The organism is Streptomyces sp. NPDC052012 (assembly GCF_040689265.1).
GTDB lineage: Bacteria > Actinomycetota > Actinomycetes > Streptomycetales > Streptomycetaceae > Streptomyces.
The window spans coordinates 395088-413896 of sequence record NZ_JBFAXA010000003.1; the positions used below are offsets into that span (position 1 = coordinate 395088).

Annotated in this window: 18 protein-coding genes and 1 pseudogene; 17 read left to right on the top strand and 2 right to left on the bottom strand. The window is 72.1% G+C overall.

The features are described 5' to 3' along the window. Nucleotides 1-48 precede the first annotated feature (48 nt). Complete coding sequence (locus AB0412_RS08975) at nt 49-690, top strand: methyltransferase domain-containing protein (protein ID WP_366401835.1); 642 nt, start codon at nt 49-51, stop codon at nt 688-690. An 18-nt stretch (nt 691-708) separates the two neighbouring features. On the opposite strand, the gene AB0412_RS08980 is transcribed toward AB0412_RS08975, so the two are convergent. Next, nucleotides 709-1644 carry an AraC family transcriptional regulator gene (locus AB0412_RS08980; protein ID WP_366401836.1) on the bottom strand — a complete coding sequence of 312 codons (936 nt, stop codon included), beginning with the start codon at nt 1642-1644 and terminating at the stop codon, nt 709-711. Nucleotides 1645-1770: 126 nt separating this feature from the next. Between AB0412_RS08980 and AB0412_RS08985 the strand changes: the two genes are divergently transcribed. Continuing rightward, a complete protein-coding gene (locus tag AB0412_RS08985; RefSeq protein ID WP_366401837.1) occupies nt 1771-2589 on the top strand; it encodes an NmrA family transcriptional regulator in 819 nt (272 codons plus the stop codon). Nucleotides 2590-2978: 389 nt separating this feature from the next. Then, nucleotides 2979-3044: pseudogene (locus tag AB0412_RS08990) on the top strand (hypothetical protein); the annotation flags it as partial. 281 nt (nt 3045-3325) lie between these two features. On the opposite strand, the gene AB0412_RS08995 reads toward AB0412_RS08990, so the two are convergent. Then, nucleotides 3326-4468, bottom strand: a complete 1143-nt coding sequence (locus AB0412_RS08995) for a YihY/virulence factor BrkB family protein (protein WP_366401838.1) — start codon at nt 4466-4468, stop codon at nt 3326-3328. 90 nt (nt 4469-4558) lie between these two features. On the opposite strand from AB0412_RS08995, the gene AB0412_RS09000 reads away from it, so the two are divergent. The 14 genes from AB0412_RS09000 (at nt 4559) to AB0412_RS09065 (ending at nt 18809) form a co-directional block, all read left to right on the top strand. Beyond that, a complete protein-coding gene (locus AB0412_RS09000) occupies nt 4559-6193 on the top strand; it encodes an acyl-CoA dehydrogenase family protein (RefSeq protein WP_366401839.1) in 1635 nt (544 codons plus the stop codon). 331 nt (nt 6194-6524) lie between these two features. Beyond that, on the top strand, nt 6525-7802 hold the full coding sequence (locus AB0412_RS09005; protein ID WP_366401964.1) for a GAF domain-containing protein: 1278 nt from the start codon (nt 6525-6527) through the stop codon (nt 7800-7802). Nucleotides 7803-8025: 223 nt separating this feature from the next. Beyond that, nucleotides 8026-9309 carry a hypothetical protein gene (locus AB0412_RS09010; protein WP_366401840.1) on the top strand — a complete coding sequence of 428 codons (1284 nt, stop codon included), beginning with the start codon at nt 8026-8028 and terminating at the stop codon, nt 9307-9309. A 60-nt stretch (nt 9310-9369) separates the two neighbouring features. Then, nucleotides 9370-9942 (top strand): GNAT family N-acetyltransferase, encoded by a 573-nt coding sequence (locus AB0412_RS09015; protein WP_366401841.1) that lies wholly within the window; start codon nt 9370-9372, stop codon nt 9940-9942. Nucleotides 9943-10069: 127 nt separating this feature from the next. Continuing rightward, the gene (locus AB0412_RS09020; RefSeq protein WP_310887545.1) at nt 10070-10153 is read left to right on the top strand and encodes a putative leader peptide; all 84 of its coding nucleotides are present in this window, start codon (nt 10070-10072) and stop codon (nt 10151-10153) included. 128 nt (nt 10154-10281) lie between these two features. After that, entirely contained in the window at nt 10282-11979 is a 1698-nt protein-coding gene (locus AB0412_RS09025) for a nitrite/sulfite reductase (RefSeq protein WP_366401842.1), read from the top strand. Continuing rightward, on the top strand, nt 11976-12164 hold the full coding sequence (locus AB0412_RS09030; RefSeq protein WP_366401843.1) for a hypothetical protein: 189 nt from the start codon (nt 11976-11978) through the stop codon (nt 12162-12164). Before AB0412_RS09025 ends, AB0412_RS09030 begins: the two co-directional genes overlap by 4 nt. Continuing rightward, nucleotides 12161-12871 (top strand): phosphoadenylyl-sulfate reductase, encoded by a 711-nt coding sequence (locus AB0412_RS09035; protein WP_366401844.1) that lies wholly within the window; start codon nt 12161-12163, stop codon nt 12869-12871. The genes AB0412_RS09030 and AB0412_RS09035 overlap by 4 nt, the downstream gene beginning before the upstream one ends. Nucleotides 12872-12873: 2 nt before the next feature. Continuing rightward, nucleotides 12874-13431 (top strand): adenylyl-sulfate kinase, encoded by a 558-nt coding sequence (gene cysC / locus AB0412_RS09040; protein WP_366401845.1) that lies wholly within the window; start codon nt 12874-12876, stop codon nt 13429-13431. Then, nucleotides 13428-14366 carry a sulfate adenylyltransferase subunit CysD gene (gene cysD / locus AB0412_RS09045; RefSeq protein ID WP_366401846.1) on the top strand — a complete coding sequence of 313 codons (939 nt, stop codon included), beginning with the start codon at nt 13428-13430 and terminating at the stop codon, nt 14364-14366. The genes cysC and cysD overlap by 4 nt, the downstream gene beginning before the upstream one ends. Nucleotides 14367-14368: 2 nt before the next feature. Then, nucleotides 14369-15703 (top strand): GTP-binding protein, encoded by a 1335-nt coding sequence (locus AB0412_RS09050; protein WP_366401847.1) that lies wholly within the window; start codon nt 14369-14371, stop codon nt 15701-15703. 251 nt (nt 15704-15954) lie between these two features. Then, nucleotides 15955-17055 carry an aliphatic sulfonate ABC transporter substrate-binding protein gene (locus tag AB0412_RS09055; RefSeq protein WP_366401848.1) on the top strand — a complete coding sequence of 367 codons (1101 nt, stop codon included), beginning with the start codon at nt 15955-15957 and terminating at the stop codon, nt 17053-17055. A 52-nt stretch (nt 17056-17107) separates the two neighbouring features. Next, the gene (locus AB0412_RS09060) at nt 17108-17902 is read left to right on the top strand and encodes an ABC transporter ATP-binding protein (protein WP_366401849.1); all 795 of its coding nucleotides are present in this window, start codon (nt 17108-17110) and stop codon (nt 17900-17902) included. Next, nucleotides 17889-18809 (top strand): ABC transporter permease, encoded by a 921-nt coding sequence (locus AB0412_RS09065; protein ID WP_366401850.1) that lies wholly within the window; start codon nt 17889-17891, stop codon nt 18807-18809. The genes AB0412_RS09060 and AB0412_RS09065 overlap by 14 nt, the downstream gene beginning before the upstream one ends.

Genomic DNA, 18809 nt, shown 5'->3' on the forward strand with positions numbered 1-18809 from the left:
GTCTCCCTGCACGAGGTTAGGGGACGCGGGCCGTGGCATGGTGTCCGCATGAGTGATCGTGAGCAGCGCGACTCGGTGCGCCGTAGTTATGACACCGTGGCCGAGGAGTACGCGGCCCGGCTGCACGACGAGCTCGACGGGAAGCCGCTCGACCGGGCGCTCCTCGCATCGCTTCGGGAACAGACAGCGCCAGGGGCCGCGATCGCCGACCTCGGCTGTGGCCCCGGACACGTGGCGGCCTGGCTCGCCGGGAGGGGCGCGCGGACGGTCGGGATCGATCTGTCCGCGGGCATGGTCGAGGCCGGGCGGCGGCGGTTCCCGAAGGTGGAGTTCCGAGAGGGTGACCTACTGGAACTACCCGCCGACGACGGCGAGTTCGGCGCCGCCGTCGCCCTCTACACGTTCATCCACCTCGAGCCCGACGACCTGCCCCGCGCCTTCGCGGAGACCCGGCGGATCCTGCGTCCCTCCGGGCTTCTCCTCCTCTCCTTCCACATCGGGGAGGAGGTCCGGCACCTGGACGAGTGGTGGGGGCACGACGTGGACATCGACTTCCGCTTCCTTCAGCCGGCGCCCGTCACCGGACTGCTCGAAGCGGCCGGGTTCACCGTGGAGATGCACATGGAACGCACCCCGTACGCGCACGAGGTCGAAACGCGCCGGGCCTACCTGCTGGCCCGCCGTGCCTGACACCTCGCGCGGCGGCCGTCAGACCGCCCGCGTCCGCCAGTCCTGAGGGCTGACGCCGTACGCCCGTTTGAACGCCGTCGACAGGGCGAAGGCCGTGCCGTAGCCGACCTTGTGGGCGATCGCGGCGAGGGTGGCGTCGGTGTCGCGCAGCTGGTCGGCGGCCAGGGCGAGGCGCCAGGCGGTGAGGTAGGTCATCGGGGGTTCGCCGACCAGCTCGGTGAAGCGGCGGGCCAGGGCCGCACGGGAGACACCGGCCTTCGCGGCGAGCGCGGCGACCGTCCAGGGGTGGGCCGGGTCGTCCTGGACGAGGCGCAGCACGGGGCCCACGACCGGGTCCGCCTGGGCGCGGTACCAGGCGGGCGCCTCCGCCTCGGGGCGGGCGAACCAGGTGCGCAGCGCGGCGATCACCAGCAGGTCGAGGAGCCGGTCCAGGACGACCTCCTGGCCGGGTTCGTCGCGGACGATCTCCTGCATGAGGTACGGGGTGAGGGGGCAGTCCCACGCCTCGGCGCCGAGGGACAGCAGGGGCGGCAGGGCGTCCAGCAGGCGGCCGCCGATCTCGCCGCGCATCTGGTAGGTGCCGATCAGCATCACTGTCGCGCCGTCCGGCCGGTCGCCCCAGGTGCGCACGCCGAGGTCCATCACGCCGTTCAGGGGGCGTCCGTCGGGGTAGCGGCACTCCTCGCCGGGCAGGATGAGCGCCTGCGGTGCCGTGCCGGGGGCGTCGGCGCAGGTGTACGGGTCGGGGCCGCGGGCGATGGCGAGGTCACCGGGGCGCAGGAGCAGGGACTCGCCCCGGTCCGGGATGATCCGGGCCTCGCCCCGGACCAGCAGCATCACCGACAGCGGGGCCTCGTCCTCGACGCGCACCGCCCAGGGCGGGTCGAAACAGGCCCGGATCATGAACGCGCCCCGGGCGCGCGGGCCCTCCAGCAGGCCGGTGAGTGCGTCCATGGGGTCAGCGTAGACGCGGGCGTATGGGAATGAGCCGTTCGGCGATGGTTGCGGGCCCGCCACGGGAGTTGACTCGTCGGCATGACACAGGACACGAGGACACAGGACACGAGGAACACAACGGACATGACCGTGGTCGTCACGGGCGCCTCGGGACGCACCGGCGGCCGGGTGGCGCGGGCGGTGCGGGCGGCGGGGCTCGGCGTGCGGGCGGCGTCCCGGGCCACCGGCTTCGACTGGGCCGACGCCACGACCTGGGCGGACACCCTGCGCGGCGCGGACGCGGCGTATCTGGTGCACCCTGCCGATGTCGGGGCCCCGGGGACCGCCGATGCGGTCGGCGAACTGGCGCGGCAGGCCGTGCGGCTCGGGGTGCGGCGGCTGGTGCTGCTGTCGGCGCGGGGTGAGGATCAGGCGCTGCCCACCGAGGAGGCGCTGCGGGCGTCGGGCGCGGACTGGACGGTCGTACGGTCGGCGTGGTTCGCGCAGAACTTCAGCGAGGGGCCGCTGGTGGCGGAGCTGCGCGAGCGCGGGGAGCTGGTGTTCCCGGCCGGTGAGGTGCCGGAGCCGTTCGTGGATCTGCGGGACGTGGCCGATGTGGTGGTGGCCGCGCTGACGGACGGCGAGCGGTACGCGGGGCGGGTGCTGAGCGTGACCGGACCGCGGCTGCTGACCTTCGGCGGGGCGGTCACGGAGATCGCCGCGGCGACGGGGCGCGAGCTGACGTACCGCGCAGTGTCGCCCCGCGACTACGGCGAGGCGCTCCTCGGCTTCGGCGTGCCGCCGCAGGAGGCCGATTTCCTCACCGAGGTGTTCGCGACCCTCCTCGACGGCCGCAACGCGCACGTGGAGGACGGGGTGCGGGAGATTCTGGGACGTGAGCCGCGCGACTTCACCGACTTCGCACGGGAGGAGGCTGCGGCCGGCACATGGAAGGCGGGATGAGCGGTCCGACGTCCACGGGCGCGACCCGGAAACCCCACGCCCGGCGTCCGTAGCGGACGCAGCCGGAAACCTTCGCGTCTCGCGTCCGTGGCGGGCGCGGCCGGAAAGCCCACACCTCACGTCCGTGGCCGGCGCAGCCGGAAACCTTCGCGCCTGGCGTCCGTGGCGGGCGCAGCCGGAAACCTTCGCGCCTGGCGTCCGTGGCGGGCGCGGCCGGAAAGCCCACACCTCGCGCCCGTGGCGGGCGCGGCAGGAAAGCCCACACCTCGCGCCCGTGGCGGGCGCGGCCGGAAAGCCCACACCTCACGTCCGCGGCGGGCGCGGCCGGAAAGCCCACACCTCACGTCCGCGGCCATCGCGGGCCGGAAGCCCCACACCTCGCGTCCCGCCTGCTGGTCGTCTGCGTGATCGGCGACGGCGAGGCGGAGACCGGGCCGCTGGCCGCCTCCTGGCACCCACCACGGTGCCCGCGCCGAAGAACGCCAGCGCGAGACCCCGGGGGCCGGCGCCGCCCAGATGGTCCCGGGCGACCACGCGGCGAGCGCGGGCCGGAAACCCCACGCCCCGCGTCCGCGAGCGCGGGCCGGCAACCTTCGCGCCCGTCGTCCTCGGCGGGGGCGGGGACGGGCCGGAGGGGCGCTCGGGCGGGGGCCGCGGTGCGGCCCCTCTCCGACGGCCCGTAGGCCGGCACGCTCGACGCCGGCCGCGCCTCCCGCCGCTCAGGTCGTCTCGCCGCTCACTGCTCCTCACCCCTCGGCTTCTCGCCGTTCTTCGCGTGGATGTTCTTCGCGGAGTGACCGCGCAGGCGGGCCGTGACGTCCTCCGGGGGGAGGAAGCGGGACCAGCGCTCGGGGAACTCGGAGGGCATGTCGGGGTCGGACTCGCCGAGCGCGGCGGTGCGGGCGACGTACTCGGCGACCTGGGCCTGGCGCAGCCGCTCGTTGGCCTCACGGGCGGCGGCGGTGGCGGCGGCCGGCCACACCCGGTCGATGGCGGCGTTGACCGCGGCCCCGACGAGCACGGCGAACGCGGACACGCCGATCCACAGCAGCACGGCGACGGGCGCGGCGAGGGAGCCGTAGATGGTGGGGCCCTCGACGGTGTTGGTGAGGTACAGGCGCAGCAGGAAGCTGCCGAGCACCCACATGCCGAGGGCGACCAGCGCGCCCGGCACGTCCTCGATCCACGGCGAGCGCACGGGCACGGACACGTGGTACAGGGTGGTGAGGAAGGCGATGGACAGCAGGATCACGACCGGCCAGTACAGGATCTGCACGACGGTCGTGGACCAGGGGACGATCCTGACCACCGCGTCCGGCCCGGCCACCATCAGCGGCAGCGCGACCGAGCCGATCAGCAGTGCCACGATGAACAGCAGGAACGCCAGCAGCCGGGTCTTCACGATGCCGCGCACCCCGTCGAGGCCGTACATCACGGTGATGGTGTCGATGAAGACGTTCACCGCGCGGGAGCCCGACCACAGGGCGAACAGGAAGCCGACGGAGATGACGTCGGGCCGGCCGCCCTTCATCACGTCGCGCAGGATCGGCTCGGCGATCTGGTTCACACCCCGGTCGGACAGCACGGTGCGGGAGGCGTCGAGGAGGTTGCGCTGCAGGCTCTGGATGGTCTCGGCGCCGGTCCAGGCGTCCACGTAGCCGAGCAGCCCGATCATGCTGAGCAGCAGCGGGGGCACCGACAGCAGGGTGAAGAAGGCGGCCTCGGCGGCGAGGCCGAGGATGCGGTACTCGATGCAGGAGTTGACGGTGTCCTTGAGCAGCAGCCAGGCGGTCCTGCGTTTGGAGACGTTCCGGTACAGAGCCCGGGCCCGGTGAAGGCGGCCGGAGGGGGAGTCGGGGGTTTCACTTGCCTGCTGCACGACCTAAAGGTATCCGTCGTGCCTGGTCGCACTCACCCACAGGTTCCGTCATCAGGTGAGCGACGCGGCGGCGCGGGTAGGTTCGCTGACATGGCGCGCACCACGCACACCGTGACCAACCAGGCTCCCCCGCTCGTCCAGTACGACGTCTTCACCGCCGACCGCGCTCTGGTGGAGGCCGTCGAACGGCATCTGGACCCGGCGGTCCTGGACGAGGGCCTGTCCGAGCTGTCGGCGCTGGGCCGCACCTCCGGCTCCGCGCAGGTGCAGGAGTGGGGGGCGCAGGCGAACGAGTTCCCGCCGCGGCTGCGCACCCACGACCGCTACGGCAACCGGATCGACGAGGTCGACTTCCATCCCGCCTGGCACCGGCTGCTCGGCAAGGGCGTCGGGGCGGGGCTGACGGCGGCCTGGGGCCGGCCCGGCGGTCATGTCCGGCGGGCGGCGGCGTTCCTGGTATGGACGCAGGCCGAGGCGGGCAACGGCTGCCCGTTGTCGATGACCCACGCGGCGATCCCGGCCCTGCGGCAGGACCCCGCCCTGGCGGCCGAGTGGGAGCCACGGCTGACGTCCATGGTGTACGACCGTGGCCTGCGCCCGGCGCGCGAGAAGGCCGGCGTGCTGTTCGGGATGGGCATGACGGAGAAGCAGGGCGGCAGCGACGTACGCGCCAACACGACGAGCGCCCGGCCGCTCGCGGAGGACGGCGCCTACGAGCTGACCGGGCACAAGTGGTTCTGCTCGGCGCCGATGTCGGACGCCTTCCTGGTGCTGGCGCAGGCGCCGGGCGGCCTCACCTGCTTCCTGGTGCCGCGGGTCCTGGACGACGGGTCGCGCAACGTGTTCCTCATCCAGCGCCTGAAGGACAAACTGGGCAACCGGTCCAACGCCTCCGCCGAGGTCGAGTTCGACGGCACCTGGGCACGCCGGGTCGGGGAGGAGGGCCGCGGGGTGCGCACCATCATCGGGATGGTGGCGGCGACCCGCCTGGACTGCGTCCTCGGGTCGGCGGGCCTGATGCGGCAGGCCGTGGCCCAGGCGATCCACCACTGCGCGCACCGGGAGGCGTTCGGCGCGAAGCTGGCCGACAAGCCGCTGATGCGCAACGTCCTGGCCGACCTCGCGCTGGAGTCGGAGGCCGCGACCACGCTGGCGCTGCGCCTGGCCGCGGCGTACGACGACGGGGGCGAGCAGGAGCGGGCGCTGCTGCGCATCGCGGTGCCGGCGGCGAAGTACTGGGTGACCAAGCGGTGCGCCCCCGTCGCGGTGGAGGCGGCGGAGTGCCTGGGCGGCAACGGCTACGTGGAGGAGTCGGGCCTCCCCCGCCTGGTGCGCGAGTCGCCGCTGAACTCGATCTGGGAGGGCGCGGGCAACGTCCAGGCCCTGGACGTCCTGCGAGCCCTCACCCGCGAACCCCAGGCCCTCGACGCGTACCTGCGGGAGGTCGGCCGGGCCCGCGGCGCCGACCACCGCCTGGACGCGGCGATCAAGCACCTCCTGACCGACCTCGCCGACCTGGAGGGCATGGAGGCCAGGGCCCGCCGGCTGACGGAACGCCTGGCCCTGGTACTTCAAGGTTCCCTGCTGGTCCGCCACGCTCCCCCGGAGGTGGCCGACGCCTTCTGCGCCTCCCGCCTGGGCACGGACGCGGGCCTGGCCTTCGGCACACTGCCCCACACCCTGGACCTGACGTCATTGGTGGACCGAGCCCGCCCGATGAACTGACGCTCCGTGCACGTACCCAAGGGGCGCGGGGAACTGCGCGACAAGCCACAACGAACCCGCACCCGCCGACGAAGAGCACCCGGCACCCCCACTGGGCGCACCGGCCGAACCCGACCGGTAGGGGTGATGCTGCGCCGACACGGCACCACCCCTACCGCACTGGCCCCTTGACGAGCCGTGAACGCCGCTCGGGACGGCGTCGCTCAAGTTTCAATCACTGCGAAGCGCCCCGCCAGGGTTGCAAGGGGTTGCAACTTCGCCCGCAGCACACGGCACTATGGACACCCTGCACGGAACGGATCCAGGGGGAGGACCCGTGGCGCTCTCGCCGATGGACGTGACGCACCTGGCCGCCGTCGATGCGACGCGCGCGGCGCGGGTGCTCGACGAGGTCCGCTCCGCCAAGCTGTCCGGACAGCGGGCCCCGGTGCCGCCCCGCCCGGTGATCGAGCAGTCCTGGGAGCGGATGCTGCGCAGCGGCGTCGACCCGGACCACGACTTCCGCTCGGGTCTGCTGCCGCGCGAGGAGGTGCAGCGGCGCCGGGAGACCTCGGCGCTGCGGCACGTCCTGCCGGTGCTGCGCGAGGGCCTGCTCTCGGTCGCCGACGTCGCCCACCACATCATGGTCGTGGCCGACGAGGAGGGCCGGGTGCTGTGGCGGGAGGGCAGCGCGCCGGTGCTGCGCAAGGCCGACGGCCTCGGCTTCGAACTGGGCGCGGACTGGCGGGAGGACGTGGTCGGCACCAACGGCGTCGGCACCCCGGCGGTGACCCGGCGCCCGGTGCAGGTCTTCGCCTCGGAGCACTTCGTCCGCTCGCACGCCACCTGGACCTGCGCCGGAGCGCCCATCACCGACCCGCGGGACGGTCGGCTGATCGGCGTGGTGGACGTGAGCGGCCCGCTGGAGACGATGCACCCGGCCACGCTGTCCTGGGTGGACTCGGTCGCCAAGCTCGCCGAGGCCCGGCTGCGCGAGATGCACCTGCGGTCGCTGGAGCGGCTGCGGGCGGTGGCGGCCCCGGTGCTGGCCCGGATCGAGGGGCGTGCGCTGGTGGTGGACCGGCACGGGTGGACGGCCGCGGTGACCGGGATGCCGTACACGGAGCGGCTGACGCTGCCCAAGTCGGTGGCGGCCGGGATGCGGTGGCTGCCGACGCTGGGGCGGTGCTCCCTCGAGCCGCTGGCGGGCGGCTGGCTGGTGCGGGCGGCGGACGAGCCCGTGGCGGGCGGGACGTCGCGGATCGTGCTGGACCTGCGCGGGCCGCGCCGCTGGACGGTGGAGGTGTCCGGCGGCGCGGGCTCCTGGACGCGGGAACTGAGCCCCCGGCACGCCGAGTTGCTGTATCTGCTGGCGGTGCACCGCGCGGGCCGCAGCGCCGCCGGTCTGGCCGAGGACGTCTTCGGCGACCCGGCGCGTACCGTGACGGTCCGTGCGGAGATGTCCCGGGTGCGGCGCTACCTCGGCAGCTTCCTGGAACACCGCCCGTACCGTTTCGCGGACCACGCCGACGTGGATGTGCTGCTCCCGGACGACCCCCGGGACCTGCTGCCCCACTCGACGGCTCCGGCCCTGGGCAGGCGGTACGGGGAGACGACGGCGGGGCAGTGAGGCGGACACGGCGGCGGGGCAGTGCGCCTGCATCCGGCGGCACGGCAACCGGAGCCTGCGTCACGGCGGAGCACGCCGCTGATTGCCGTTGTGCATATTTGCAGGGTCTTCGTCCCCTTCGGTGCCCGGCTGCCGTAGCATCCCCCTACGGGCCGCAATCCCACCTGCTCCACGGTCAACCCGCGGATCGCCGGACGCAGTTGGGTCGTCTCGGGAGGACGTCATGAAGCATCGGGGCCGACATCGCCGACGCCGGCGCGGCAGAGCGCTGCGTGCTCTGCTGGCCGGGACCGCCCTCGCGCTCACGGCGGCGGCCACCATGATCAGCGCCTCGCAGGCCACCGACACGGACGATCCCGGCGCGCTGCAGCCGCTCACCGCGTCCGCGGACACCGCGGCGCTGCGGCTGACCGAGGAGCCGGTGCCGCGGGAGTGGCTGGACCGGCTGTCCTCCGAGATGGGCCGGCCCGTAGGGGTCACGACGGTGCTGGCCGACAGCGACAGTTCGCTGCGCCAGGCGCAGGACTGCCCCACCGCGGACCAGCGGGCCCTGCCGGTGGCACCCGCCGCCACCCGCGCGTACTGCTTCGGCGTCGCCGACACCGCGGGCCTGCGGCCCGGCGCGGTCACCACCTCGGGCGACGCGGACGACGACGGGCACTGGGGTGCGCACCGGGTGATCCTCTCCGGCTGGAGCGAGAACGCCGGGGCGCCGGACGGGCGGGACCTCGCCCGGGTCGCCGTCGTCGACGCGGACGAGCACCGCTACGCGTGGGCGCTGCTCGCCGTCCCGGCGGACGGCGGCCGGGACTACCGCGCGCTGGGCTCGCCGGTGTCCGGCATGGTCTGGTACCAGGACAAGCTGCTGGTCACGGCGGGGCCGGGCGACGACCGCGTCCTGTATGTGTACGACGTCGACCGGATCCAGCGGGCCACCGTCGACGGCCCGTCGGTCGGCCGCGTGCCCGGCGGCTGGTCGGCGGCCGGAGCACGGTACGTGCTGCCCGCCGTGGCCTCCTACCGGGCGCCGGCCGGCGCGGACGCCCCGCGGCCGGGCGGCATCTCCCTGGACCGCAGTACCGCCCCCGACAGCCTGGTCGCGCACGGAGCGGCGGCCGAGGACGGCGACGGGCCGACCCGGTTGTGGCGGTACGCGTTCAGCGACGACCCGGCGCGGGCGGGCCTGCTCGACACAGACTCGCTGCTGCGCGCGGCCCCCGCCGAGGTGTACGAGACGGAGCTGGGCGACGTGCACGGCGTGCTGGCGTACCGGTCGGGCTGGTACCTGGCACGGGCGGGCGGCGCACCGGACGAGCGCGGCACCCTGTGGCGGCAGGACGCGGACGGGGCGCGGCCCACCCGGTGCGAGGCCGACGAGACGCTCCGCTGCTGGAGCGGACCGGCGGCGTCCCTGTCCCTGTGGCAGGAGACCGGCGAGGTCTGGGCGCAGTCCGGGCGGACGCTGTTCGCCTTCCCGCTGGCCTCGGTCGACCGCTCCCCGGACTGACCGCCGCCCTCCTGATCAGGCGTTCGACACAGGCGCGTGCCGGATGGTTCCCTTGCCGGCATGACGAGCATCGCTGTGACCACCTGGTCCCTGGAGCAGACCGCGCCCACCGATCTTCTGCCGGCCGCCGCGCCCGAGGGAGACGTACGGGTGGTGCGCTCCGAGGTGCCCTCGCCCGAGTTCAGCCGTTTCCTGTACGCCTCGGTCGGCGGGGACATCCGCTGGACCGACCGGCTGGGCTGGACGTACGCGCAGTGGCAGGAGCAACTGGACCGGCCGGGTGTGGAGACCTGGGTGGCCTACGACCGGGGGACGCCGGCGGGCTATGTGGAGCTGGAGTCGCAGGACGACGGCGTGGTGGAGATCGTCTACTTCGGGCTGATCCCCGCCTTCCGCGGGCGGCGCATCGGCGGGCACCTGCTGTCGTACGGCACCGCCCGCGCCTGGGATCTCGCCGAGCGGTGGCCCGGGGTGAAGCCGACGACGCGGGTGTGGCTGCACACGTGCAGCAAGGACGGCGAGCACGCGATGGACAACTACCTGCGCCGGGGCTTCAAGCTGTTCGACACCAAGGTGGAGGACGAGCCGGACGTGGCCACTCCGGGTCCGTGGCCCGGCGCCTACCCTGCCTGACCAGCGCGGACAAGACTGTCCGTGCCGCTTGTGACCAAGGACACCCTTGTCTCGCTGAACGAGACAAGGGTGTCCGCATGATGGACGAAGCTGGACTCTGTCCAGATCGCCATGCCACGCTTCCGTCATGCCTGGAACTGGAATCGCCTTGGTGAGTCGGCGGCACGTCGACCTCGGCCGCATGTCCAGCGCCATCTGTCCGGCGCGCTGAGACCACCTCCAGCATCGCCCGGCATTCCCTTACGCTTCCCTCCCGCGCAACGACGCGCACATCTGCCCGCGCGCCTTTTTGCGCAGGTCAGAGCCGCATTCCCGCCTGTCCCGAAGGACGTATCAACCATGGCCGCCACCCCGCAGAAGCCTGCCGCCGCGACTTCCCGCCGCAAGGTGAGCCGTCACCGCGGCGAGGGTCAGTGGGCCGCGGGGCACTTCACCCCGCTCAACGGCAACGAGCAGTTCAAGAAGGACGACGACGGTCTCAATGTGCGGACACGCATTGAGACGATCTACTCCAAGCGGGGCTTCGACTCGATCGACCCCAACGACCTGCGCGGACGGATGCGCTGGTGGGGTCTGTACACCCAGCGCAAGCCCGGGATCGACGGCGGCAAGACCGCGATCCTGGAGCCGGAGGAGCTGGACGACGAGTACTTCATGCTGCGGGTGCGCATCGACGGCGGGGCGCTGACCACCCGGCAGCTGCGGGTGATCGGCGAGATCTCGCAGGAGTTCGCACGCGGCACCGCGGACATCACCGACCGGCAGAACGTCCAGTACCACTGGATCCGCATCGAGGACGTGCCCGAGATCTGGAACCGGCTGGAGGCCGTCGGCCTGTCCACGGTCACCGCCTGCGGCGACACCCCGCGCGTGATGATCGGCTCGCCGGTCGCGGGCATCGCCGAGGACGAGATCATCGACGGCACGCCGGCGCTGGAGGAGATGAAGCGCCGCGTCCTGAACAACAAGGCGTATTCGAACCTCCCCCGGAAGTTCAAGACCGCCATCTCCGGCTCGCCGGTGCTGGACGTGGTGCACGAGATCAACGACGTGGCGTTCGTCGGCGTCCGCCACCCCGAGCACGGGCCGGGCTTCGACGTGTGGGTCGGCGGCGGGCTGTCCACCAACCCCAAGCTGGGCGTGCGGCTCGGCGCCTGGGTGTCGCTGGAGGACGTCCCGGACGTCTACGAGGGCGTGCTGTCGATCTTCCGCGACTACGGATACCGCCGGCTGCGCAACCGCGCCCGGCTGAAGTTCCTGGTCGCCGACTGGGGTGCGGAGAAGTTCCGCCAGGTACTGGAGGACGAGTACCTGGGGCGCAAGCTGACCGACGGGCCCGCGCCCGCCGAGCCGGTGTCCCGCTGGCGCGACCACATCGGTGTGCACCGGCAGAAGGACGGCCGCTACTACGTCGGCTTCGCCCCGCGCGTCGGCCGCGTCGACGGCACCACCCTCACCAAGATCGCCGATCTGGCGGAGGCGCACGGCTCGGGCCGGGTGCGCACCACCGTCGAGCAGAAGATGATCATCCTGGACGTGGCGGAGGGCCAGGTCGACTCCCTGGTGGAGTCCCTGGAGGCGCTGGACCTCAGCGCCAGGCCCTCCCCGTTCCGGCGCGGCACCATGGCCTGCACCGGCATCGAGTTCTGCAAGCTCGCCATCGTCGAGACCAAGGCGCGCGGCGCCTCGCTGATCGACGAACTGGAGCGCCGCATCCCGGACTTCGACGAGCCGATCACCATCAACCTCAACGGCTGCCCGAACGCCTGCGCCCGTATCCAGGTGGCGGACATCGGTCTCAAGGGCCAACTGGTCCTCGACGACAAGGGCGAGCAGGTCGAGGGCTACCAGGTGCACCTCGGCGGCGCGCTCGGCCTCCAGGCGGGCTTCGGCCGCAAGGTGCGCGGTCTGAAGGTCACCGCCGACGAGCTGCCGGACTACATCGAGCGGGTCCTCAAGCGCTTCCAGGCGGAGCGCGAGGACGGCGAGCGGTTCGCCGCGTGGGTCACGCGGGCCTCCGAGGAGGCCCTGTCATGAGCGAGCGTGCGGCGCCCTTCTACTGCCCCTACTGCGGTGACGAGGACCTGCGGCCGCACGAGTCCCCGCAGGCGAGCCACGGCGCCTGGGAGTGCGGGGCGTGCAACCGAGCCTTTCAGCTGAAGTTCCTCGGGCTGCTCACCCGGGGTCCTGAGCGATCCGACACGGGAGGGGACCGGATATGACGGCGGTTCAGGAAGAGCGCGGAACCGAGGAGTTGAAGGCGCTCGCCGAGCAGGCGGGCCGGGACCTGGAGGACGCCTCCGCGCTGGAGATCCTCCGGTGGGCCGCCGAGACGTTCGGCAAGCGCTTCTGCGTGACCTCCTCCATGGAGGACGCGGTGGTCGCCCACCTCGCCTCCCGCGCGATGCCCGGCGTCGACGTCGTGTTCCTCGACACCGGCTACCACTTCCCGGAGACCATCGGCACCCGTGACGCGGTGGAGGCCGTGATGGACGTCAACGTCATCACGCTCACCCCGCGCCAGACGGTCGCCGAGCAGGACGCCGAGTACGGTCCGAAGCTGCACGACCGCGACCCCGACCTGTGCTGCAAGCTGCGCAAGGTGCAGCCGCTGGAGCAGGGCCTGACGGGCTATCAGGCATGGGCGACCGGCCTGCGCCGCGACGAGTCCCCGACCCGGGCGAACACCCCGGTCGTCGGCTGGGACGAGAAACGGCAGAAGGTCAAGGTCTCCCCCATCGCCCGCTGGACCCAGGACGACGTGGACGCCTACGTCGCCGAGCACGGCGTGCTCACCAACCCGCTGCTGATGGACGGCTACGCCTCCGTCGGCTGCGCCCCCTGCACCCGCCGGGTCCTTCAGGGCGAGGACGCCCGCGCCGGACGCTGGGCGGGGCGTGCCAAGACCGAGTGCGGACTGCACGGCTGACCATGACGACGATTCAGGAGACTGACGTGACCGGAGCCACCGTCTGGCTCACGGGTCTGCCGAGCGCCGGCAAGACCACCATCGCGTACGAGCTGGCCGGCCGGCTGCGCGAGCAGGGCCTGCGGGTCGAGGTGCTCGACGGCGACGAGATCCGCGAGTTCATCTCCGCGGGCCTCGGCTTCAGCCGCGAGGACCGGCACACCAATGTGCAGCGCATCGGCTTCGTCGCCGAACTGCTCGCCCGCAACGGCGTGATCGTGCTCGTCCCGGTGATCGCGCCGTACGCGGACAGCCGTGACGCGGTGCGCAAGCGGCACGAGACGAACGCGACGCCGTACGTCGAGGTGCATGTGGCGACCCCGGTCGAGGTGTGCAGCGAGCGTGACGTGAAGGGCCTGTACGCCAAGCAGGCCGCGGGTGAACTCACCGGTCTGACCGGCGTGGACGACCCGTACGAGGAGCCCGAGACGCCCGATCTGCGCATCGAGTCGCAGCACCAGACCGTGCAGGAGTCCGCGGCGTCCGTGTACGCCCTGCTGAGCGAGAGGGGACTGGCATGACGACCAGCGTCGCGACCGTCACCGAGGAGATCGACAGCCCGTACGCGCTGTCCCACCTGGACGCGCTCGAGTCCGAGGCGGTGCACATCTTCCGTGAGGTGGCGGGCGAGTTCGAGAAGCCGGTGATCCTGTTCTCCGGCGGCAAGGACTCCATCGTCATGCTGCACCTGGCGCTGAAGGCGTTCACGCCGGCGCCGGTGCCGTTCTCGCTGCTGCACGTGGACACCGGGCACAACTTCCCCGAGGTCATCGAGTACCGGGACCGCACGGTGGCGCAGCACGGGCTGCGGCTGCATGTCGCGTCCGTCCAGGACTACATCGACCGGGGTGTGCTCAAGGAGCGCCCGGACGGCACCCGCAACCCGCTCCAGACGCTGCCGCTGACCGAGAAGATCCAGAGCGAGAAGTTCGACGCCGTGTTCGGCGGCGGTCGCCGGGACGAGGAGAAGGCCCGCGCGAAGGAGCGGGTGTTCTCGCTGCGCGACGAGTTCTCCCAGTGGGACCCGCGCCGCCAGCGCCCCGAGCTGTGGAACCTGTACAACGGCCGGCACGCCCCCGGTGAGCACGTGCGCGTGTTCCCGCTGTCCAACTGGACCGAGCTGGACGTGTGGCAGTACATCGCCCGGGAGAACATCGAGCTGCCCGAGATCTACTACGCGCACGAGCGCGAGGTGTTCCAGCGCGGCGGCATGTGGCTGACGGCCGGCGAGTGGGGCGGCCCGAAGGACGGCGAGGTCGTCGAGAAGCGGCTGGTGCGCTACCGGACCGTGGGCGACATGTCCTGCACGGGCGCGGTGGACTCCGACGCCGACACCATCGAGAAGGTGATCACCGAGATCGCCGCGTCCCGGCTCACCGAGCGCGGCGCGACCCGCGCCGACGACAAGCTGTCCGAGGCCGCGATGGAAGACCGCAAGCGCGAGGGGTACTTCTAGACATGAGCACCACCACGACCGAGGAACTCTCGGCCACCACCCTGCTGCGGTTCGCCACCGCCGGTTCCGTCGACGACGGCAAGTCCACGCTCGTCGGGCGGCTGCTGCACGACTCCAAGTCGGTCCTCGCCGACCAGTTGGAGGCCGTGGAGCGCGCGTCGCTGAGCCGCGGCCAGGAGGGCCCGGACCTGGCGCTGCTCACCGACGGTCTGCGGGCCGAGCGGGAGCAGGGCATCACCATCGACGTGGCCTACCGCTACTTCGCCACGCCGCGGCGGCGGTTCATCCTCGCCGACACCCCCGGCCATGTGCAGTACACGCGGAACATGGTCACGGGCGCGTCCACGGCCGAGCTGACGGTGATCCTGGTCGACGCCCGCAACGGCGTCGTCGAGCAGACCCGCCGGCACGCGGCGATCGCGGCCCTGCTGCGGGTGCCGCACGTCGTCCTCGCCGTCAACAAGATGGACCTGGTGGACTACGCGGAGTCCGTGTTCGCGGCCATCGCCGAGGAGTTCACGGCGTACGCGACCGAACTGGGCGTCCCCGAGGTCACCGCCATCCCGATCTCCGCGCTGGTCGGCGACAACGTGGTGGAGCCGTCCGCGCACATGGACTGGTACGGCGGCCCGACCGTCCTGGAGCACCTGGAGACGGTGCCGGTCAGCCACGATCTGGCGCACTGCCACGCCCGGCTGCCCGTGCAGTACGTGATCCGGCCGCAGAGCGCCGAGCACCCCGACTACCGGGGCTACGCCGGTCAGATCGCCGCCGGCACGTTCCGCGTGGGCGACTCGGTGACGGTGCTGCCGTCCGGGCGGTCGACCACGATCGCCGGGATCGACCTGCTGGGCAAGCCGGTCGACATCGCGTGGACGCCGCAGTCGGTGACGCTGCTGCTGGCCGACGACATCGACATCTCCCGCGGCGATCTGATCGTGCCGAGCAAGGACGCCCCGGCGACCACGCAGGACCTGGAGGCGACCGTGTGCCATGTCGCCGACGAGCCGCTGACGGTCGGGCACCGGGTGCTGATCAAGCACGGCACCCGCACGGTGAAGGCGATCGTCAAGGACATCCCGTCCCGGCTCACCCTCGACGACCTGTCGCTGCACCCGCACCCGGGACGCCTGGTCGCCAACGACATCGGCCGGGTGAAGATCCGTACCGCCGAGCCGCTGCCCGCCGACTCCTACTCGGACTCGCGGCGCACCGGTTCGTTCATCCTGATCGACCCGAACGACGGCACCACGCTCACCGCGGGCATGGTGGGCGAGTCGTTCGCCTCGCCGGAGCCCGTCAAGGACGACGGCGAGGACGACGGGTGGGACTTCTGAGCATGAACCCGACCGATTTCTACGCCACGTTCGCCAAGGAGGGCGGGCGCGTGGGCAGCGGCGCGCTGGGCTGGGGGTCCCCCCGAACGGAGTTTGGGGGAGGGCAGGGCGGAGTAGCGCGATGTGCGCGATGAACCGCGCGTGCCGTCCGGGCCTGCGCGCACCCCACCGCCGTAGACGAAAACCTGCCGACCTCCCGGCCACGTGACCGACACACCGTGACCGCCGGGCCTGGCGAGAGGAATCCCTCCGTGCCTGCCACGACCGCTGTGCGCCGCATCCTCGCGGTGCTGGCCGTGCTTCCGCTGTTCACCCTGGCCGCGTGCGGCTACGGGTCCCAGGCGAAGGACGGCGGCTCCGTCGAGATCGCCGCCGGGGCGAAGCAGATCGACGGTCTGGACAAGGTGCGGATCGGCTACTTCGGCAACCTCACCCACGGCACCGCGCTGGTCGGCAACAACAAGGGGTTCTTCCAGAAGGCCCTCGGCGCGACCGAGGCACGGTACGCGGTGTTCAACGCCGGGCCGTCCGAGATCGAGGCGCTCAACTCCGGCTCCATCGACATCGGCTGGATCGGGCCCTCCCCCGCGATCAACGGCTACATCAAGTCGCAGGGCACCAACCTGCGGATCATCGGGGGTTCGGCGTCGGGCGGGGTGAAGCTCGTCGTGAACCCCGACACGGTGAAGTCGCTGAAGGACGTCAAGGGCAAGCGGATCGCGACGCCGCAGCTCGGCAACACGCAGGACGTGGCGTTCCTCAACTGGGCGGCCGAGCAGGGCTGGGACGTCGATCCGCTCAGCGGCAAGGGCGACGTCACGGTCGTCCGCAGCGACAACAAGGTCACCCCGGACGCCTTCGCCTCCGGCTCGGTCGACGGGGCGTGGGTGCCGGAGCCGACCGCGTCGAAGCTGGTCGCGGAGGGCGGCAAGGTGCTGCTCGACGAGGCGTCGCTGTGGCCGGACGGGAAGTTCGTCATCACGAACATCGTCGTACGGCAGGAGTTCCTCGAGAAGCACCCGAAGGCCGTCGAGGCGGTGCTGAAGGCGTCCCGCGCGACGAACCAGTGGATCAACGCCCACCCGGACGAGGCGAAGGCCGCGGCGAACGAGCAGCTCGCCGCCGACGCCGGAAAGGCGCTGCCGGCCGAGGTGCTGGACCCGGCGTGGAAGTCGATCCGGTTCACCGACGACCCGCTGGCGGCGACCCTCGACGCGCAGGCCGACCACGCCGTCAGGGCCGGTCTGCTGAAGCAGCCGGACCTGGACGGCATCTACGACCTCACGCTCCTCAACAAGCTCCTCGAGGCCGAGGGCGAACCCCCGATCGACGACGCCGGTCTCGGCGCCTGACATCCCGCATCCCGACGAGTCCCAGCCCGAAGAGTCCCAGGAGGTGACGACCATGGCCACGACCCTCGCCAAGGCCGCCGACGGCACCGAGCCGGCGACGGCCACGCACGCCGCCCGGATCGAGCACATCTCGAAGTCGTATCCGGGTCCGGCAGGACAGCAGCTGGTGCTGGACGACATCAGCCTCGATGTCGCGCCCGGAGAGTTCGTCACCCTGCTGGGTGCCTCGGGCTGCGGCAAGTCCACGCTGCTCAACCTGGTCGCCGGCCTGGACCGGCCGAGCGCCGGCACGATCACCACGGACGGCCGGCCCGCGCTGATGTTCCAGGAGCACGCGCTGTTCCCGTGGCTGACCGCGGGCAAGAACATCGAACTCGCCCTGAAGCTGCGCGGCGTGCCGAAGGCCGAGCGGCGCGACCGGGCCGAGGAACTGCTGGAGCTGGTGCGGCTGAAGGGCGCGCACGGCAAGCGGGTGCACGAGCTGTCCGGCGGTATGCGCCAGCGGGTCGCCCTGGCGCGGGCGCTCGCCCAGGAGAGCAAGCTGCTGCTGATGGACGAGCCGTTCGCGGCGCTGGACGCCATCACGCGGGACGTGCTGCACGACGAGCTGACCCGCATCTGGCGCGAGACACAGCTGTCGGTGCTGTTCGTCACCCACAACGTGCGCGAGGCCGTGCGGCTCGCCCAGCGCGTGGTGCTGCTGTCGTCCCGGCCGGGCCGTATCGCCCGCCAGTGGACGGTGGACATCCCGCATCCGCGCCGTATCGAGGACACCGCGGTCGCGGAGCTGTCCGTCGAGATCACCGAAGAACTCCGTGGGGAGATCCGCCGACATGGCCAGCACTGAGACGTCCGCCGGCAAGGACACGAGGGACGCCAAGGACCGGGACGGGAACGATCTCGCCGGTCTGGAGGCGGGCCTCGACGCCCTGGAGACGGCACAGACCGGCAGCCGCAAGCCGCTGCGGCAGACCTTCACGGAGAAGATCCTTCCGCCGGTCGTCGCCATCGCGCTGGTGCTGGCGGTGTGGCAGGCGCTGGTCTCCTTCAAGATCGTCGACGATCCGACGAAGCTGCCCTCGCCGGGCGCGGTGTGGGAGGTGCTGCGCCAGGCGTGGCTCCAGGGCGAGCTGCTCGGCTACATCTGGACCAGCGTCTCGCGCGGTCTGCTCGGCTTCTTCTTCGCGCTGCTGATCGGCACGCCGCTGGGTCTGCTGGTGGCGCGGGTGAAGGTGGTGCGGGCGGCGATCGGCCCGATCCTGTCGGGTCTGCAGTCGCTGCCGTCGGTCGCCTGGGTTCCGCCTGCGGTGATCTGGCTGGGCCTGAACAACCAGATGATGTACGCGGTGATCCTGCTCGGCGCGGTCCCCTCGATCGCCAACGGTCTGGTCTCCGGCGTCGACCAGGTGCCGCCGCTGTTCCTGCGCGCGGGCCGCACGCTCGGTGCGACGGGGCTGAAGGGCACCTGGCACATCGTGCTGCCGGCCGCGCTGCCCGGCTATGTGGCGGGTCTGAAGCAGGGCTGGGCGTTCTCCTGGCGTTCGCTGATGGCCGCGGAGATCATCGCGTCCTTCCCCGACCTCGGCATCGGCCTCGGCCAGCTCCTGGAGAACGGCCGCAACGCCAGTGACATGGCGATGGTGTTCGAGGCGATCCTGCTCATCCTGACCGTCGGTATCGCCATCGACCTGCTGATCTTCAGTCCGCTGGAGCGGTGGGTGCTGCGCAGCCGCGGCCTGCTGGTGAGGAGCTGA

What these genes read in the sequence shown, in the direction of transcription:
- AB0412_RS08975 (WP_366401835.1), top strand. Translation starts at nt 49, where the DNA reads ATGAGTGATCGTGAGCAGCGCGACTCGGTGCGCCGTAGTTATGACACC.
- AB0412_RS08980 (WP_366401836.1), bottom strand. Translation starts at nt 1,644, where the DNA reads ATGGACGCACTCACCGGCCTGCTGGAGGGCCCGCGCGCCCGGGGCGCG.
- AB0412_RS08985 (WP_366401837.1), top strand. Translation starts at nt 1,771, where the DNA reads ATGACCGTGGTCGTCACGGGCGCCTCGGGACGCACCGGCGGCCGGGTG.
- AB0412_RS09000 (WP_366401839.1), top strand. Translation starts at nt 4,559, where the DNA reads ATGGCGCGCACCACGCACACCGTGACCAACCAGGCTCCCCCGCTCGTC.
- AB0412_RS09005 (WP_366401964.1), top strand. Translation starts at nt 6,525, where the DNA reads ATGGACGTGACGCACCTGGCCGCCGTCGATGCGACGCGCGCGGCGCGG.
- AB0412_RS09010 (WP_366401840.1), top strand. Translation starts at nt 8,026, where the DNA reads ATGAAGCATCGGGGCCGACATCGCCGACGCCGGCGCGGCAGAGCGCTG.
- AB0412_RS09015 (WP_366401841.1), top strand. Translation starts at nt 9,370, where the DNA reads ATGACGAGCATCGCTGTGACCACCTGGTCCCTGGAGCAGACCGCGCCC.
- AB0412_RS09020 (WP_310887545.1), top strand. Translation starts at nt 10,070, where the DNA reads ATGCCTGGAACTGGAATCGCCTTGGTGAGTCGGCGGCACGTCGACCTC.
- AB0412_RS09025 (WP_366401842.1), top strand. Translation starts at nt 10,282, where the DNA reads ATGGCCGCCACCCCGCAGAAGCCTGCCGCCGCGACTTCCCGCCGCAAG.
- AB0412_RS09030 (WP_366401843.1), top strand. Translation starts at nt 11,976, where the DNA reads ATGAGCGAGCGTGCGGCGCCCTTCTACTGCCCCTACTGCGGTGACGAG.
- AB0412_RS09035 (WP_366401844.1), top strand. Translation starts at nt 12,161, where the DNA reads ATGACGGCGGTTCAGGAAGAGCGCGGAACCGAGGAGTTGAAGGCGCTC.
- cysC (WP_366401845.1), top strand. Translation starts at nt 12,874, where the DNA reads ATGACGACGATTCAGGAGACTGACGTGACCGGAGCCACCGTCTGGCTC.
- cysD (WP_366401846.1), top strand. Translation starts at nt 13,428, where the DNA reads ATGACGACCAGCGTCGCGACCGTCACCGAGGAGATCGACAGCCCGTAC.
- AB0412_RS09050 (WP_366401847.1), top strand. Translation starts at nt 14,369, where the DNA reads ATGAGCACCACCACGACCGAGGAACTCTCGGCCACCACCCTGCTGCGG.
- AB0412_RS09060 (WP_366401849.1), top strand. Translation starts at nt 17,108, where the DNA reads ATGGCCACGACCCTCGCCAAGGCCGCCGACGGCACCGAGCCGGCGACG.
- AB0412_RS09065 (WP_366401850.1), top strand. Translation starts at nt 17,889, where the DNA reads ATGGCCAGCACTGAGACGTCCGCCGGCAAGGACACGAGGGACGCCAAG.